The organism is Hymenobacter properus (assembly GCF_015694735.1).
Taxonomy (GTDB): Bacteria; Bacteroidota; Bacteroidia; order Cytophagales; family Hymenobacteraceae; genus Hymenobacter; species Hymenobacter properus.
Window position 1 is genome coordinate 106282 of sequence record NZ_JADQDP010000002.1, and the last position, 16652, is coordinate 122933.

Genomic DNA, 16652 nt, shown 5'->3' on the forward strand with positions numbered 1-16652 from the left:
AAGCCATGCGTAAGCTAGCTCTTACCCTTCTCGGCACGGCGGCGGTTGCATCGTCGCTGGCCCTCGGCGGCTGCAAGAAGACAGAAACCGACGAACTGTCCCGCATCAAAAACTTCCCGGCCATCACGCTGGCCGGCAACGAGTACTACGTCATCAACGTGGGCGAAACCTTCACCGAGCCCGGCGTAACGGCCGAGCTGGGTGGCGCGCCCCTGCAGCCCATCATCTCGAACCCCGTCAACACGTCGCGGCCGGGCATCTACGTCATTCGCTACAAAGGTGCCAACACCGAAGGCGATACCATTGCGGCTACTCGCACGGTGATTGTGACCGACCCGGCCGTGAACAATCTGGACCAGAGCGGCACCTTCACGCGCAGCGGCTTCTCGCCGTCGCCCGTTACCAAAGTGGGCAACAAAGGCCTGTACCGCATCGACAACTTCGGCTTCACCAACGCGCCGAACTTGTTCACAGCTTACTTCGTGCAAACCGACGCGTCGCACATCGTGGTGCCCGCCCAAACCATCCCGGGCTTGGGCTACACCACCTTCACGTCGGTGTCCGGTACCTTCACAGCCGGGCAATTGACGAGAATTGCGTACGCCATCAACGCACCGGCCATTTTCGGCAATACGGTGCGCGCCGCTACGCGCTAACATAAGCCAAAATAAAAGGGCCATAATTGGCGCCGTGACATGTGCACGGCGCCAATTATGGCCCTTTTATTTTTTATTCCCTGGCTAATTAAAACAAGCTCGATTCACAATTGCGCTGTGGAATAATAAAGGGCGCATTGTGGTCGGTTTGCTGAACGTTTATTATCTAAAGAAAAAAGAGAAGGTCCGTTGCAAACTTCACCACATAGTTGAAGTTTGTAACGGACCTTCTCTTTTTTTGCTGGTCTGTCAGCGCCAGTACGAAATATTGGGCAATGATTTCGTAATTGATAAATTCAGCCTAGGAAACGATGGTAGTGGGATAAGTAAATCCATGAAGTTTTCACTCACCAAAAACACACATTAAACCGCTGCGCATACGAGAAGTTGCAGCTTCTCGCAGCGTAGTACTTACTCCCACTACCAATGTTTGCAAATGCTGAAAACGCCTGGGCGTTAATGTTGACTCAAAAGTAATACTTTTTATTGATAATTATGGCTTTGGATGAAGCGTGAAGCTGATTCTGACTCCTCTATTGTTGGGTTAATAAATAATATAGTAGCCATTACTGATTGCATCAAACAAAATTTCAATTAGTGGTTTAATAATGATGCAACTTTGCTTTTTAAAGGGCTAAAATAAAATTAATGTTAAATCTTTCCCGACAGTAATTAAGGCATGAATGGATGCATGACTTATTGTGAAAGGGGGCTGGTAGAAGCGGTGAAAAGCACCCGCATGTTTGTGGTAGTGGCTTTGGCAAAAGACAGTGCCCAGATGCACTTGGTTGCACCGGCGGAAGATGATTTTCCGTAGAGCGCATGCTGCTTGGTGCGCGGGAGCCCATTGCTCCATACCGTAGCAGCCTCCTACCATGATAGTCAACTCCGCCCCCGCCGGCTGGCAAATCATCTACCAGCAAGCCCACGCCCTGCTGGCCATGCAGCTGGCCTGGCACTGGCCGCCCACCCTGCCGCCCGACCAGTGGGTGGGCCTGCTGGCGGCCGTGGCCCAGCACGACGACGAGCAGCAGGCCTGGCACGGCCGCGGCGGCCACTACGGCCTCACCGCCGCCGGTGCCCCGGCCAACTTCACCCAGAAAGAATTTTCGCTGGCGCAGGCCACCGATGTGCTGGCTGCTGCGCGCTTCCAGGGGCGCTGGCGCAGCCTGCTCACCAGCCTGCACCTAAGCTGCCTCTACGAGGGCCTGCGGGGGCAGTCGCGCGAAATCGATGACTTTCTCGACGACCTCCGCGCCCGGCAGCAACGCTGGCGCCGGGCCCTCAAGCTGACCAAAGCCGCTGCCCAGCAGGCCTACGACCTGCTGCACTGGGCCGACCGGCTGTCGCTCATCCTCTGCCGCCACGAAATCCCGGAAATGGGCCGCACCCTCGAAATCTACCACGGGCCCGACGGCCGCAGCTACCACCTGCGCCAGCCTGTGCCCAATGGCCCGGTGCTGGTGGAGCCCTGGCCGTTTCAGGCAGCCGAAATCGAGGTGAGCGTGGAAGCCAGCACGCTCACGCAACTGCAGTTCCGCGACGACGCCGAGCTAGCCGCCGCCCTGCGCGCAGCGCCCGTTGAGGTGCTGCGCTGGACGCTAAAAAGACTTTAGCCGAAGCCTAAGTGCAGCGGGGGGTACGGAAGAGCTTATCTGTTTTTCTGATAACGCGGCTCCCCACCGGCCGTAGTAAGGCCTACATTCTTTTCGCTCTGCATGGCTACGCATTACAAATTTTCCGATATCCTGGCTGTCATCAAGTCTTCGGCTGGCGAGTTCAGCAACAACAACTCGTTTCGGCACGCGGCGGCGCTGTCGTACTACACCATCTTTTCGCTGCCGCCGTTGCTGCTCATCGTCATCACAGTGGCCAGCGCGGCGTTTGGGGGCGAAGCCCTCACCGGACAGATTTACGGGCAGCTAAAGGGGCTGGTGGGGGCCGATTCGGCTAAGTTTCTGCAGGACAGCATTGCCAAGTTCACGGTGCAGCAGCGCGGGCCGGTGGCCACCACCATTGGAGTGGCCACGCTCATTTTTGCGGCCACCACCTTCTTTGTTACCCTGCAGGAAAGCATTAACGATATCTGGAACCTGAAGGTGAAAACCAACGGCATCGGCATCGGCGCCTACCTCAAGCAGCGTTTTCTCTCGTTCGGCCTCATCCTGAGCGTGGCCCTGCTGCTGCTCATTTCCTTTGTCATCAGCGCCGTCCTCACCACCTTCACCGACTGGCTGCAGCGGCAGATTCCGGAAATTGGCGTCATCGTCATTCACGTGGTCGACGTGCTGCTTTCGTTGGGCATCACCACACTGTTGTTTGCCCTCATCTACCGTTTCCTGCCCGACGCCATCATCCGTTGGCGCGACGTGGGCATTGGCGCCTTCATCACGGCCTTGCTTTTTGTAATTGGCAAGTACCTCATTGCTTTTTATATCGCCAAGGCCAACCCCGGCTCGGCCTTCGGGGCGGCGGGCTCGGCCATTGTGTTGCTGCTGTGGGTCAATTACTCGTCGCTCATCATCTTTTTCGGGGCCGAATTCACCCAGGAATTTGCTGATGCCTTCGGCCAGAAAGTGCAGCCCAAAGCCCACGCCGTGCGCGTGAGGCTGGAGGAAATCGCGCCCGGCGAGTCGGATGAGGAAAAGGCCACCGGCCGGCCTCGCAGCACGGGCCGTTGGAAATCTTAACGCCCGTACTCTCCTTTTGCAAGCAGTCGTTAAGTGCTTCTTGCATAAGACTGATGCCGGCGTAGACGAGGGCAGGGCCCTCGGCCGCCGGGCACAGTGGACGGGCCGCCGCGATGCACTTGGCCGAAATAATTAGGTTTGCAACGATTTACCAGTAAAACAGCATCTTTGAGGAAAATTCCCTTCCTCATATGCATTATCTACTACGTATTGGTTTCGCAGGCCTGGCGCTGGTTGCCAGTGCCCCGGCCCGTGCCCAGGCGCCCGCCGAGCGTACCCTGGTGGTGAGCCCCGCCGTGGGCGAGGTCATCGACGCAGCCGAAAAGGCCCGTTTTGGCTTGTTCCCCAACTACGCTGCCGACAACTTTCTGGACGCCCGCTTCGTGCGCGCCCTGGCGCCCGACAGCGCCCTTACGCTGCGCATCCGCCAGCGCGACGGCCAGGTGCTCAACCGGCCCAGCCTGCCGGTGGAGTTCGATGCCGTGCGCGCCGTCATCGACGGGCGCCTCCGCGAGCTGGTCCAGGCCGGGCCGGTGGCCGCCCCCGTGGCGCCCAGCGCCGCCCTAGCTCCGGGCTACGTAGTGGCCAGCTCGCAACCCGAACTCATTGGCAGCTCCTACAGCGTGGAGCTGAAATCGGGCAACAGCTTCATTGGCGTGCTACGCACGGCCGGCCCCCAGGAACTGGAGTTCGAAACCAAAGACCTGGGCACGGTGCGCGTGCAGCGCACCAACCTGCGCGATTTGGTGCTGCTTACCGCCCAGCAAACCCGCAAGGGCTACGACTACGTGGGAAACGGCAACCGCCTGTTCTTCGGGCCCACAGCCCGCAACCTGCGGCGCGGCGAAGGCTACGTGCAGGACATCGACATCTTCCTGCTGAACGCGAACTACGGCATCACCAATAATTTTTCGATGGGCATAATCGCCTCGTTTATACCCGCAGCGGGCTCTTACAATCTGATTGGATTCACGCCCAAGGTCAGTTTCGGGTCGAAGAATGACAACCTGCATTTCGGCACGGGGGCCATGCTGATATTCGTGGGCGGCTACGCCGCTGGTGTCACTTACGCCAACGCCACTGTGGGCAGCGCCGACAACAACCTGACCGGCGGCGTGGGCTTTGGCTTCAGTGGCGGGGGCGGCTTCGGGAGCACGCCGGTGCTGATGCTGGGCGGGGCCACCCGCGTGAGCCGTCGCATCTCCCTGATGAACGAAACCTACGTGGTGCATTACAGCGACTCCTATAGCAAAAGGACGGCCCTGGCCGGCATTGCTGGCCTGCGCGTGGCGTGGCCCCGCATCAGCGGCGGCCTGGGGCTGATGTATGCGCACAATTCCTACGACGAGCAATACAGTTTCGGCCGCGTGAGCCAGAACTACACCGACGCCTACCCCTACGGCGAAGTCACGTTTCGTTTTGGCCGGGTAAAGTAGTCCTTCCGGCTCCTGAGCCAAAGAAAAAGGCCCTCCTGATTTACAGGCGGGCCTTTTTCTTTGGCTCAGGAGCCGGAAGGGTTAGGCAGCGGCTTTCTCCTTCACGGCCAGCTGCCCGCAGGCGGCGTCAATGTCTTTGCCGCGCGAGCGGCGGATGTTGGTTTGCACGCCGCGGTCGGCCAGGAACTTGTGGAAGGCGGTGATTTTGTCGGCCTCGGCGTTCTGGTAGGCGGCGTTTTCGATGGGGTTGTACTCAATCAGGTTCACCTTGCAGGGCAACCACTTGGCAATCTTCAGCAGCTCGGCAGCGTCCTCCAGTTCGTCGTTGAAGTTCTCGAACACGATGTATTCGTAGGTGACTTTGCGGCCGGTTTTCTGGTGGTAGTACTGCAGGGCTTCCTTCAGCGCGGCCAGGGAGTTGGCCTCGTTGATGGGCATGATTTCGTTGCGCTTGGCATCGGTGGGGGCGTGCAGCGAGAGGGCCAGGTTGGCCTTCACGTCGTCGTCGGCCAGCTTTTTAATCATCTTGGCAATGCCGGCCGTGCTGATGGTGATGCGGCGCGGCGCCATGTTCAGGCCGTCGGGCGCGGTGATTCGGCGCACGCTTTCCACCACGTTGGCGTAGTTGAGCAGCGGCTCGCCCATGCCCATGTACACGATGTTGGTGAGCGGCGTGCCGTACTGGGCCTCACACTGCTCCCGAATGCGCACCACTTGGTCGTAAATCTCGGCCGCGTCGAGGTTGCGCTTGCGGTCCATGTAGCCGGTGGCGCAAAACTTACACGTGAGCGAGCAGCCCACTTGCGACGAGATACAGGCCGTCATGCGCGTGTCGTGCGGGATGAGCACGCCTTCCACCACGTTGCCGTCGTAGAGTTTGAAGGCCGACTTAATGGTGCCGTCGTTCGAGAGCTGCTTGTTCTGCACCGTTACGCCGTTGATGACGAAGTGCTGGTCGAGCAGCTCGCGGGTGGCCACCGAGATGTTGTTCATCTCCTCGAACGTGGCGGCCGTGTTTTTCCAGAGCCACTCCTGCACCTGCTTGGCGCGGAAGGGCTTCTCGCCGTGCTCCACCATGAAGGCCTTGAGCTCGTCGGGCGAGGTTTTGCGGATGTCGCGCTTCTTAATAACGGGGGCGAGGGGCAATTCTAGCAGCATAGTGCAAAGATACAAGCCAACAGGGCGTTGGGTTCCCAAGGCTTGCAGTTTGGCGGCGGCTTCCTGTCTTCATGCGTAAACACTAATGATGCTGCGCATTGCTACAACCAAGACAGAACCATCAAAGCTTGGCTCCGCCTATTCAAGCACTGGTCTGCTCTCTGCAGTTGCCTTATGAAACAAGACGTAACTGGCAGGTACTGCTGCGCGTGGCGTACTCCTGTCTTGGCTAAGCCGCTTGCATCGCCTTGCTGACTCATGGAAAAAGAGCCAGCCTGATGAGATACTTAGAAACAATGCTGCCTGCTCTCATCGAGTCAATTGCTGTGGGCATCCTTATTCCCTAAGGACGGCTGAGAGAATTGACAAAAAGCAACTTAAGCTCCTCACTATCCGTCACACCAATTATTGTATTTTAAAGTTGGCATATCAATTTTTAATGACATAAAGCAATGAAAAATTATATTTAATGAATAATGATTATTAATTATTTTATCAATAAAAGAAAAGGTCATACTTTAGGGCGCTGAAATACAGAGCGTAACCAGTAAGAGGTGGCGTAGTTATTTCGACGTGCAGTACCTAACGCAGTATGCGACTTTACTGCGTCATAGGCTGAAAGAAGAACCGAATAGTCGAGCTCAAATCACTTGGCCCCTTGCGGGTAGTGCAGCAGCTTGTTTCATCGTCATTGCCTGATTTCTCATTGTTCTTCCTTACCACCTCAACCCCATGTTATGAAAAAAAGCTTTCTACTGATAATGCCTGTGGTGGGCATGTCTTATGGTGCAACGGCCCAGAAGCTTAGCCCGGAGCTTATATCCAGTGCCGGTGGCTCGTCTGGAGGAGCCGGGGTGCTTATTGATTGGAGCCTGGGCGAAGTAGCAGTTGAAACTGTTGCGGCGCCTGCCACGCTGTACACGCAAGGGTTTCACCAGCCTTCGCTGCAGGTAACGGCCTTGACTAAAGAACCGGGAAACACGTCGGCGCTCCTCTTTTCGGCGGCGCCCAATCCGGTCGAATCCCTGCTGACGGTCTTCATGCCTGCTGACTTACAGGAGGCAGTGCAACTGTCGCTGTCGGATGCGAGCGGCAAGGTGCTCCTGACCCAATCGCCGCAACTGCACCAGTTGGAACAGCAACTCAACCTGGTTGATTTCGCGGCTGGCGTCTACTTCCTGCACGTGCGCGGCAAGCGCGGAAATGCCTTGCAGACCTTCAAAATCATCAAGGCCCAATAGTCTCCCACCCAACCCATTCGAAGTCTCTCATGAAAAAGCTGTACTTATTTTTCCTGCTTTCGCTGTGCATGTTGAATTTGGCTTACGGCCAGCATGTGCCCTACGGGATGCGCTACCAAGCGGTAGCCCGCGACGCGGCCGGCCAGGTGCTGAGCAATAAGGAAATCACCCTGCGCATCAGCCTGGTTAGCAACTACACCGACCAAGTGGCGCACTACACCGAAACCCATAAGGTGACGACCAGCCAGCTGGGCCTTTTCACGCTCGTAGTGGGCGAAGGCAAAGTGGAGAAGGGCAAGTTCAAAGACATCCCCTGGAGCACGGAGGACATCTGGATGCAGGTGGAAATCAAGACCGGGGCAAGCGCCAACTTTATTACCATCAGCAGCAGCAAGCTGCTGGCCGTGCCCTATGCCTTCCATGCCGGCACGGCAAGTGAGCTGGTGGGCCCCGCCAAGGCCGGTAAGGCAACTGGCGGCTCTGGCGCTGCCAATGGCAACACGCCCGGCGTGCCCTCGCAGGTATGGTCGCTGTTTGGCAACTCGAGCGTGAACTCGCTGACCGACTTCCTGGGCTCGACCAACTACGCCGACCTGGTGATGATTACCAACAACTTGGAGCGGCTGCGCATCACCAAAGACGGCGATATTAACATTCAGAACACCCTGAATGTGGGCAATAACGTGAACATTGGCAATGACTTGCACGTGGGCCGCGATGCTACCATCGACCGCAACCAACTGGTGAAAAATGACCTCACCGTCGACAAAAACACCACGCTGAACGCCAAGGGCGGCGCTACCGTCAACAACGGCCCACTGACGGTGGCCAACGCGAGCCCGACGGTGCTCACCGGTACGCTGTCGGTAGACCGGGCCACGCAACTGAAAAACACCCTGACCGTGGAAGGCGCCACCGACCTAAACAACGCCCTGCGCGTGAACAATGCCAGCCCCACCACACTCAGCGGTACCCTGCGCACGGTAGGCGCCACGCAATTGGACAACACGCTGACCGTAGCGGGCACTACCGACCTGAACAGCGCCCTGCGCGTGAATAACGCCAGCCCCACCACCTTGAGCGGCACCTTGCGTGCCGTGGGGGCCACGCAACTGGACAACACCTTGACAGTTACGGGTGCCTCGGCGTTGAATAATACGTTGGCGGTAGCGGGCGCCACGGACCTGAACAGCGCCTTACGGGTGAACAATGCCAGCCCCACTACTCTGAGCGGCACTTTACACACTGTAGGCGCCACGCAATTGGATAACACCTTGACGGTTACGGGCGCTTCGGCATTGAACAGCACATTGGCGGTAACGGGTGCTTCGACGTTGAATAATACCCTGACCGTGGCCGGGGCTACCCGATTGAACAGCACGCTGAACACGACCGGCGCGGCCAACCTGAACAGCACCCTAGTAGTGGGCGGCGCTACCACCCTCAATAACACCCTGAGCGCCAAAGGCCAGGTAACCATCGACGCAAACGTGAGCGGCGGCGACGGCAACTACGCCGCCTATCCGCTGCGCGTGCAGGGCAGCGACCAAGGCGTGGCCATCAAGGTGAACGGTGGCCGGAACGGCAGCAAGGATTTCGTCACGTTTTTCGACAATGACGGGGTGCAAGGCCGTATCGAGGGCCAGACTACCAGCGAGTTGAATTCAGACCCCGAGTACATTTATGACAACTCGATGCTGGCGGCCAATGAAGCCATCGCCATTGCCGAGGAAGGCATGGCCCTCGCCGACGTAGCCGCTGCGCTTGCTTCCACTACCCCATGCGTGGGGCTGGGCGTGTGCGAAACCGTGCCCATCCCCTCGCTCATTGCCGCCTCGGTGGCCAACGCGGTAATTGCCACCGCCAACCTGGCCATTGCCAGCGCCGAAATAGTAACTTACAATACCTTCCGTCAAACGCAGATTGGCGTGACCTACCAGTCGGGCGCCGGCGACTACGCCGAATGGCTGCCCAAAGCCAGCGCCGTCGAGCAGTTTCATTTCGGTGATGTAGTGGGGGTGAAAGGTGGGGTGATTTCGAAAGTTACCGCCGGCGCCGAAAAAGTGATGGTGATTTCAGAGCGTCCCATTGTGCTGGGCAACATGCCGGAAGCCGGCAAAGAAGCCAACTATGAAAAGGTGGCGTTCATGGGCCAGGTGCCGGTGAAGGTGATTGGTCGGGTGCAGCCCGGCGACTACGTGCTGGCAAGCGGCGGCGGCAATGGCTTTGGCGTAGCCAAGCGACCCGGTGCCATGGAAGCTGCCGACTACAAGCGCATTGTGGGCATTGCCTGGTCGGCCTCCGACCGTGAGGGCGTGAACCATGTGAACGTGGCCGTGGGCTTGAACACCAACGACATTGCACAGTTGGTGCAAAGCCAGGAAAGCAAAATTTCGGCCCAAGCTGCTGAAATTGCTGCCCTGCGTGCCCAAATCAATCAAACCAATTCGGCGCTGGCTACCCTAGTGCCCGGCTTCCGTGAAGCCATGGGTGGCAACGTGCCGGCCGTGGCAGCGCAGCCTGCTCCCGTGGTGGCTACGGCTCCCGCGGCGGCTCCGAAGCTGCCGGGCCTGAAGGATGGCCCACTGGCTGCACAGCCCATTCGCTACAACCCGCTGAAGAGCGCCGATATCGAAGCCGGATTTGCCCTGGCTGAGAAGAACCTGCGCGAACGGGGTACCGATGTGAGCAAGGTCAACCTGCTGAAGCGGTTCTCGTCCGACCCGGCTTACAAAGCGGAACTGGTGCAGAAGATGCAGACGCGTTACAACAACCTCATTGCTGAGCTGACCCGCGAGGAAGCTCGCCGGTAAGGCCCAACACTTGGCACAAAAAAGGCAGCTTCCCTGAGAAGCTGCCTTTTTTTATGTCGTGGCGTGTGTCGGCACTAGTGGTCTAGGCTCGTAACCAGGCAATGCTTGGAAGCCGCCCATGGCTGGCCCTTAAGGTGGAGACCTGCGGGGCGGAAGTGGCCGAGCTTAAAAACCGGCAATACCAGCCCAATTTGCGCCCAGCACCTGCAGCACATTGGGTGGGGCTATGGGGAGGACGGGTTGGCGAAACACCGCTAAACGTTTAATGCACCTGAGCCGCTAGCGCCTCGGGCAGCAGGCGCAGCTTGCGCACGTTGTAATCGAAGCAGAGCATGCCGGTTTTGGCGCGGGCTATTTCCTTGCCGGCCTGGTTGTGCACGTGGTACACCACATCGAAGCCGTACTTGTTGGCGTCGGTAGCGGCCATCTGCAGGTGCAGCACGTCGCCGTGGAAGGCCTCGCCTTTGTACTCCACGGCCACATCTACCATGATGAGGCCGAGCTTGCTCACCGGGTCGAAGTCATTTTCGAGGCCCAGAGAGCGCAGGAACTGCACCCGCGCCTCGTGCAGGATGCTGAGCAGCGCATCGTTGCCGAGGTGGCCGCCGTAGTTCAGGTCGGTGATGCGCACCGGGATTTCGGTGCGGAAGGAGAAGGCAGCGGGCAGGGCTACTTTTACGCGGGCCATAAAATCAGATAACAGTTAGCAATGAGCAGTGAGCAATTTTTGGAGTCGCCAAAGGTAGAAGTGCGGCGCACGGCCGACGGCTCGGCCACGCTCTACGTGCCGGCACTCGATGAGCATTACCACTCGCGGCACGGCGCCCGGCAGGAATCGGAGCACGTGTTCATCGAGGCGGGGCTGCTGCCCCGGTTGGAGGCCGGCCTGGGCGGGCCCTGCGCCCGGCCGCTGCACCTGCTCGAAGTGGGCCTGGGCACCGGCCTCAACGCCCTGCTCACCCTGAGCCGCGCCCAAGCCGCCGGAGCCGCCGTGGCCTACGATGCCCTCGAAACCGTGCCGCTGCCCGCCGAAGTGGTGGCCGAGCTGGCCCGCAAATGGACTGCCGACTCGCCCGATGCCGTGCCGCTGCTGCACCAGCTGCACGCCGCCCCCTGGCGCGAAACTGTGCCACTGGCGCCCCACTTCTTTCTCACCAAGCTGCCCGATGCGCTGGAAGAAGCCACGCTGCCGGCCAACTATTACGACCTGATTTACTTCGACGCCTTCGCCCCCGAAAAGCAGCCCGAGCTGTGGACAGAAGCCATCTTTGCCCAGCTTTACGCCGCCTCCGCGGCCGGCGCGGTGCTGGTGAGCTACTGCGCCCAAGGTCAGTTTCGGCGCAACCTGCGGGCGGCCGGGTGGCACACCGAAAAGCTGCCTGGCCCCCCCGGTAAGCGCGAAATGACGCGGGCGGTGAAGTGATTTAGCCGGTTTGTGGCTCGGCGGATTGGCGGATTAGCCAATGATGAGTCGGTCATAAATTATGCAAATTGCGCCTACCTACAATCCACCAATCCGCTAACTCACCACCCTTGTCGCGCAAATTCCTCGAAACCGAAAGCCCCGGTTGGGTGGCCGATGGCCTCATCAGCGAGGCACAGCGCCAGCAGCTGCTGGCCCGCTACCCCACCGACGCGCCCACGCTGGGGCTGCTGCCGCTGCTGGGCAGCGTGCTGGTGGGCCTGAGCGCCCTGAGCGTGGTGGCGGCCAACTGGCAGGCCCTGCCCGCTGCGCTGCGGCTGGCCTTGCTGCTGGGCAGCTTGTTGGGGGCTTACGGGGCGGGCGCCTATTTCCTGCGCCGCGGCAACGCCGACCTGGGCCACGGCCTTATCGGGCTGGGGCTGATATTGTTCGGTGCCAGCATCATCCTTGTGAGCCAGCTCTACCAGCTGGTGGGCTACGACGTAAGTGGGCTGCTGGCCTGGGTGGTGGCCGGCACGGCCCTGAGCTACGTGTACGGTTCGCGGCTGCTGGTGCTGCTCACGGTGCTTATTGGGGCGGCCGTGCAAACGTATTGCGTGCAGGTGCTGGGCAGCTTCAGCTATGCCACGGCGGCGCTGGTGGCCGCGGGGCTGGGCTACTACTGGTGGCGCCGGCCCGCGGTAGTAAGCAGCACGGTGCTGGCCGTGGGGCTGCTGTGGCAGGCGGGCCTGCTGGTGGCCGTGCTCCACGCCAAAATCACCTGGTTTTTTGTGCCCGCCATGGCCATATATGCCGCCGGCGACTGGCAGGCCAACCGCGCCGGGGCCCGCGCCCTGCAGGCGCCACCGCTGGTGGCGGCCTACTTGTTTATGTTCGGGCTGGCTACCTTCGGCGAAACCGATACCTACGCCAACGTGCTGCGGCCGCCACTGCTGCCCTACCTGGCGTCGCTGGCGGCCGTATTTGCGCTGTCCGTGGCCGGTAAGCGGGCACACGGCCGGATGAATACGCTGCTTGATTGGCTGCTTTTGCTGCCGGGGTTTTACCTGCCGGGCGGGCTGCCGCTGGCAGTGGCTACGCTGGTGGTGCTCTACGCCCATGCCGGCTCGGTGCTGGCCCGCGCCCACCGCAACCAAGACTCTGACCAGCTTACGCTGGGCGCGGTGTTGTTTGTGGCGGCCACGGCCGTGGCCTACTTCAAGCTGACCTGGGCTTTCCTGGATAAGTCGCTGTTCTTCCTGCTCGGCGGCGTGCTGCTGCTGGGCCTGAGCTGGTACCTGCGCCGCCGCAACGCCCAAACGCTGGCCGCCGCCCCGCCCGCACTACCTACCGAAGCAACAGACGCCCCCGACGCTGAAGCGTCAATTCATAATTTATAATTCAAAATTTATAATTGAAAGGAATGCCCGACCTGCTCACTTGGGCCTCAAACCCGGCGCGCCGCCGGCCGCTGCTGCGCCTGCTGGTGGCGGCGCAGGTGCTCTACGTGCTGGGGGTGGCTGGCGCGGGCTACGCCACCACGGCCCTGGGCCAGCACGTGGTGCTGGCCACCACGCCCGTCGACCCGCGCGACTTGCTCCACGGCGACTTCGTTCGCCTGCGCTACGTCATCAGCGATGCGTCCCTGAACCAGTGGCACGACGCCGCCGCGCCACGCCGCCGCCAGGGGGTGTTCGTGCTGCTGGCCCAAGGGCCCGACAGCCTCAGCACCACCGTGGGCGTGTACCCCAAGGCCCCCACGGCCGCTCCCGGCCAGGCCGTGCTACGCGCCTGGATAACGGACGTGTACCGCCACTCGCTCACGCTGCGTTTCAACCTGGAGCGCTATTACGTACCCGAAGGCAGCGGCCTGCGCCTCGAAAAAGCTGGCCGCCTGCACCCGTTGCGCGTGCACGTTGGCATTGCACCCTGGGGGCAAGCACGCATTGAGCGGGTAGAGGACGTAGGGGCAGTGAGGAAGTAGGGCATCGTCTGTCATTGCGAGCGGAGCGAAGCAATCCGTCCTCTCAACACCAGACACATCTTTTTACCAGAAAGCCCCGGCACCACAATGGTGCCGGGGCTTTTTAGTGGCCTTGTCACAGCCGAGTCTGGTCGCAGGGTGCAGGACGGATTAGCTACGCTGACCTTCGGTTGCCACGGCCTGCGGCCTTGCAAGGACAGAACCGCGCAACGACGGACGATTACTGAATCTTGAATGTCACCGGCACGGTAAACGATACGCTTACGGCGCGGCCATTCTGCTTGCCGGGAATGAACTTGGGCAGGGTTTTCACCGCCCGAATCGTTTCCTCGTCCAAGCCCGAACCCAGGCCTTTCACCACATTCACGTCTGAAATTTCGCCCTGGGCATTCACCGTGAAGCTCACGAAAACGCGGCCTTCGACCTGGTTGCGGAGGGCCAGGGCCGGGTACTTAACGGCCTTCTGAATGGCGGCGACGATGGCGGCGTTGCCCCCACCGCCCGGCAACTCGGGCATCTGCTCCACCCAGGCATAGGGCTTCTCGGCCACGGTACCGGCAACTTCAGTCGGGCCGGTGGTTTCCTGCAACTGGGTAAGGTCGGCGGGCTCGTCGCTGCCGGCGCGCGTCACCGTCGAGATGTTGGCATTTTGCAGTGCAGCCTGCTCCGGTACGTCCTCGGTCACTTGCGGGTCGGGCGCCACCACGGGAGGGGTAAAGCGGATGGTGGCCGGGCGGAGCTGCGCGGGCGGGGCCACGGGCGGGGGCGTCACCGGGGGCGGAGTGGCCGTTTTGGGGTCGAGTGGCGGCGCCATGGGGTCGGCCAGCACGGTTACCTTGCGCGGGGGCGCGGGCGGCCCTTCCAGCCACCGGGCCACCAGCGGAAACACCAGCAGCAGCGCGCAAAGGGCGGTGGCAATAATCAGCGCCCGTGTCATGTGGCGCTGGTAGAGGGCGCGGAGCTGGTAGGCCCCGTAGTGGCGGTTGCGACCATCGAATACGATGTCGTCGAGGCTGGCCGTGGCCAGTTGGGTATTGGTCATCATAATGCGGCGGTTTTAAGGAGGGTGAGGTCGTCGGGGGTAATTTTTACCAGCGCGTATTTCTTCTGCTGGGTGATGTTCATTTCGTCGAGGATGTCCACCATGTCCTTGTAGCGAGATTCCTCGCTGGGCTTGATGAGCACCACCAGGGACGGTTGCTGCCGCTGGCGGTCGAGCAATACCTGCCGAATGCCATCGGCCGCGAAAGAGGTGGTGTGCAGCTCCGGCGTTGGCACGCTGGGGTCGTGCGGCGCATTCAGCCCGAAGAAGTAGTGCACGCGGTGGCCCTTGCCCAGCACAATGGTCATGGCGCCCGATTCGCGGGTGAAGGTTTGCGGGCCTTTCACCGGCATTTGCAGCTCCAGGTTGTTGGGCTTGGCAAACGTGGTGGTGAGCATGAAGAAGGTGAGCAGCAGAAACGCCAGGTCCACCATCGGGGTCATGTCGATGCGCGTCGACATCTTCTTGGCGCGGCGCTTGCCGGCCTTGTTGGGCCCGGCGGCTTGCGGTTGGATTTCGGCCATGGGTTCTGTCCTTTTGGAATGATAGATACCCGGCCAACGCTATTTATGAATGGCTTATTGCTAGTGTTTTACGTCGAAAAAATAAATTTTTATCGGCATACTAAACGCTATAAATCCCGTTCTCTCAGGTTGCCCTAAAACTGCCATACCCGGCCCGGCGTAATACAGGCCGTGAGCGGTACATCGGTGGGCAGCACGTCGGCAATGCGCTCGACTGGTTGCTCATCCAACACATTCAGCCCGATGAACTGCGTGCCCGGTCGGCACTGGGCCAGAAACCGGTCGTAGAAGCCGCCGCCGTAGCCCACGCGCTGGCCCATGCGGTCCACGGCCAGCAGCGGCACCAGCACGGCATCGAAGGCCGCAGGGAAAACTTCCGGCGCGGTGGTGGGGTCGGGCACGGGCTCGTCAATACCCCAGCGGTTTTGGGTGAGCTGGGTTTCGGGCAGCAGTTCGTAATGCTTCAGCGAAGCGCCATCGGGTTGCACCACGGGCGTGGCCAGGCGCAGGGGTAGCTCCTCGCCCCACACCCAGCGGATGACGTTCCAAGTATCGGGTTCGTTCCGCTTTTGCAGCGGCAGAAACAGGTGCAGCCACTGCCACTGCGCCACCGGAAACTGGCGGAACAGGTTTTCGCGCAGCTTGATGCTGCGGCGCGCTACTTCGTCGTCGTCCAGGGCCAGGCGGCGGGCCAGCGCGGCGCGGCGCAGGTCGGCCTTGGTTTTTGGCTCCAGCCCAAGCATTAGGACTTCAACAGGCTTTGTACGGCAGCAGCATTGTTCAGCCCGAAATACTGCCAGGGGTAGGGGGTGAAATGTGCCCCCAACGTTTGGATAAGTTGGTTGCGCGCAGCGGTGTTGCCCAGAATGTGATGCAGTCCCGCCAGGTAGTTATTGTAGTATATAGCCGCCAGGGAGTTTCCTTCGGCCCGGCCCGGCCCGGCCAGTACTTGGTCGATTCGCGCCCGATAGTCCTGCTTCAGCAGCTTGGTAGCTGTGGCCACGCTGTTGTGCTCGTGCCCTAAAAAGCTGTGAATCTCGTGTAAAGCAAGGAGCTGGAACAAGCGGCGCAAAGCCGGGTCGGCAATAGAGTCGACGTAGCTTGTTAAGTCTTCCAAGCCTTCGTGCCACCACGGCGATACGAGCCGCATGTAATTATAATGACCGGTCAGGTGCGTGGGCGCTAGCTCGGCGCACACGGCAAAGGCATCGGTAGCAAGCTCCCGCTCGCCCAAGCCCATGCCCACCCGTACCAGCCGGGCGGCCGCTTCGGCCTGAAACGCTGGGTTTTCAAAGGGTTGGTTCAGATGGTCGTAGGCCTGGTTGAGGTAGTGGAAAAACCCATCCGCTTGCCCTTGGGTAGTTTCGGTGGCAATAAGGCCGCCCCGGGCTTCCCAAGCCAGAAAAGTGGCGTGCACACCCGCCACCAATTGCCGCAGTTCGGAACTGCCGGCCGCCAGGTAGCGCTGAATAGCCGGCGCATAGCGGTGGCTGAGGCACCAGCCATCCAAGAGCCGGCTAAGGTCGTCGGTGGCCAGCGCGGTGGCCGTGGCTTCCAGCTTTTCCCATTGATTACCGGTAAGCAGCGGTTCAATTTCAAGTTGGGTGAGCAAGCCGTAGGATAAGTCGGTAGCGGCAGGGGATGCTTTGGCGAAAAGCGAGCGAAAAAACTGAAGCATGAGCGAAACAGGCCAGAACAGACGACTG

At 60.3% G+C, this 16652-nt stretch carries 15 protein-coding genes; 9 read left to right on the forward strand and 6 right to left on the reverse strand.

The features are described from left to right. The first annotated feature begins 5 nt into the window (after positions 1-5). From I2I01_RS06600 to I2I01_RS06615, 4 genes are all read left to right on the forward strand, one after another. Positions 6-656: an immunoglobulin-like domain-containing protein gene (locus tag I2I01_RS06600; protein ID WP_196285671.1), complete on the forward strand. Its 651-nt coding sequence runs from the start codon at positions 6-8 to the stop codon at positions 654-656. Positions 657-1531: 875 nt separating this feature from the next. Beyond that, a complete protein-coding gene (locus I2I01_RS06605; protein WP_196285672.1) occupies positions 1532-2272 on the forward strand; it encodes a DUF3891 family protein in 741 nt (246 codons plus the stop codon). Between the two features lie 102 nt (positions 2273-2374). After that, positions 2375-3346, forward strand: a complete 972-nt coding sequence (locus I2I01_RS06610; RefSeq protein WP_196285673.1) for a YihY/virulence factor BrkB family protein — start codon at positions 2375-2377, stop codon at positions 3344-3346. A gap of 191 nt (positions 3347-3537) precedes the next feature. Continuing rightward, positions 3538-4782 carry a hypothetical protein gene (locus tag I2I01_RS06615; RefSeq protein ID WP_196285674.1) on the forward strand — a complete coding sequence of 415 codons (1245 nt, stop codon included), beginning with the start codon at positions 3538-3540 and terminating at the stop codon, positions 4780-4782. An 81-nt stretch (positions 4783-4863) separates the two neighbouring features. Here I2I01_RS06615 and rlmN read toward each other — a convergent pair whose 3' ends face one another. Further along, a complete protein-coding gene (gene rlmN / locus I2I01_RS06620) occupies positions 4864-5940 on the reverse strand; it encodes a 23S rRNA (adenine(2503)-C(2))-methyltransferase RlmN (protein WP_196285675.1) in 1077 nt (358 codons plus the stop codon). A gap of 737 nt (positions 5941-6677) precedes the next feature. On the opposite strand from rlmN, the gene I2I01_RS06625 reads away from it, so the two are divergent. Together I2I01_RS06625 and I2I01_RS06630 are read left to right on the forward strand one after the other, a co-directional pair. Continuing rightward, positions 6678-7181, forward strand: a complete 504-nt coding sequence (locus tag I2I01_RS06625; RefSeq protein ID WP_196285676.1) for a T9SS type A sorting domain-containing protein — start codon at positions 6678-6680, stop codon at positions 7179-7181. 68 nt (positions 7182-7249) lie between these two features. Further along, entirely contained in the window at positions 7250-9994 is a 2745-nt protein-coding gene (locus I2I01_RS06630) for an autotransporter outer membrane beta-barrel domain-containing protein (protein ID WP_196285677.1), read from the forward strand. 262 nt (positions 9995-10256) lie between these two features. Here I2I01_RS06630 and I2I01_RS06635 read toward each other — a convergent pair whose 3' ends face one another. Beyond that, positions 10257-10682, reverse strand: a complete 426-nt coding sequence (locus I2I01_RS06635; protein WP_196285678.1) for a thioesterase family protein — start codon at positions 10680-10682, stop codon at positions 10257-10259. 21 nt (positions 10683-10703) lie between these two features. Here I2I01_RS06635 and mnmD point away from each other — a divergent pair, with 21 nt between their 5' ends. From mnmD to I2I01_RS06650, 3 genes are all read left to right on the forward strand, one after another. Then, complete coding sequence (gene mnmD / locus I2I01_RS06640; protein WP_196285679.1) at positions 10704-11417, forward strand: tRNA (5-methylaminomethyl-2-thiouridine)(34)-methyltransferase MnmD; 714 nt, start codon at positions 10704-10706, stop codon at positions 11415-11417. A 110-nt stretch (positions 11418-11527) separates the two neighbouring features. After that, positions 11528-12796: a DUF2157 domain-containing protein gene (locus tag I2I01_RS06645; protein WP_196285680.1), complete on the forward strand. Its 1269-nt coding sequence runs from the start codon at positions 11528-11530 to the stop codon at positions 12794-12796. Between the two features lie 23 nt (positions 12797-12819). Next, positions 12820-13380: a GDYXXLXY domain-containing protein gene (locus I2I01_RS06650; RefSeq protein ID WP_196285681.1), complete on the forward strand. Its 561-nt coding sequence runs from the start codon at positions 12820-12822 to the stop codon at positions 13378-13380. A 220-nt stretch (positions 13381-13600) separates the two neighbouring features. On the opposite strand, the gene I2I01_RS06655 is transcribed toward I2I01_RS06650, so the two are convergent. The 4 genes from I2I01_RS06655 to I2I01_RS06670 form a co-directional block, all read right to left on the reverse strand. Further along, positions 13601-14425, reverse strand: a complete 825-nt coding sequence (locus tag I2I01_RS06655; protein ID WP_211537855.1) for an energy transducer TonB — start codon at positions 14423-14425, stop codon at positions 13601-13603. Beyond that, complete coding sequence (locus I2I01_RS06660; RefSeq protein ID WP_196285682.1) at positions 14422-14946, reverse strand: ExbD/TolR family protein; 525 nt, start codon at positions 14944-14946, stop codon at positions 14422-14424. Before I2I01_RS06660 ends, I2I01_RS06655 begins: the two co-directional genes overlap by 4 nt. Before the next feature lie 134 nt (positions 14947-15080). Then, on the reverse strand, positions 15081-15689 hold the full coding sequence (locus I2I01_RS06665) for a 5-formyltetrahydrofolate cyclo-ligase (protein ID WP_196285683.1): 609 nt from the start codon (positions 15687-15689) through the stop codon (positions 15081-15083). Further along, a complete protein-coding gene (locus I2I01_RS06670) occupies positions 15689-16624 on the reverse strand; it encodes a hypothetical protein (RefSeq protein WP_196285684.1) in 936 nt (311 codons plus the stop codon). Before I2I01_RS06670 ends, I2I01_RS06665 begins: the two co-directional genes overlap by 1 nt. Positions 16625-16652: the final 28 nt, after the last annotated feature.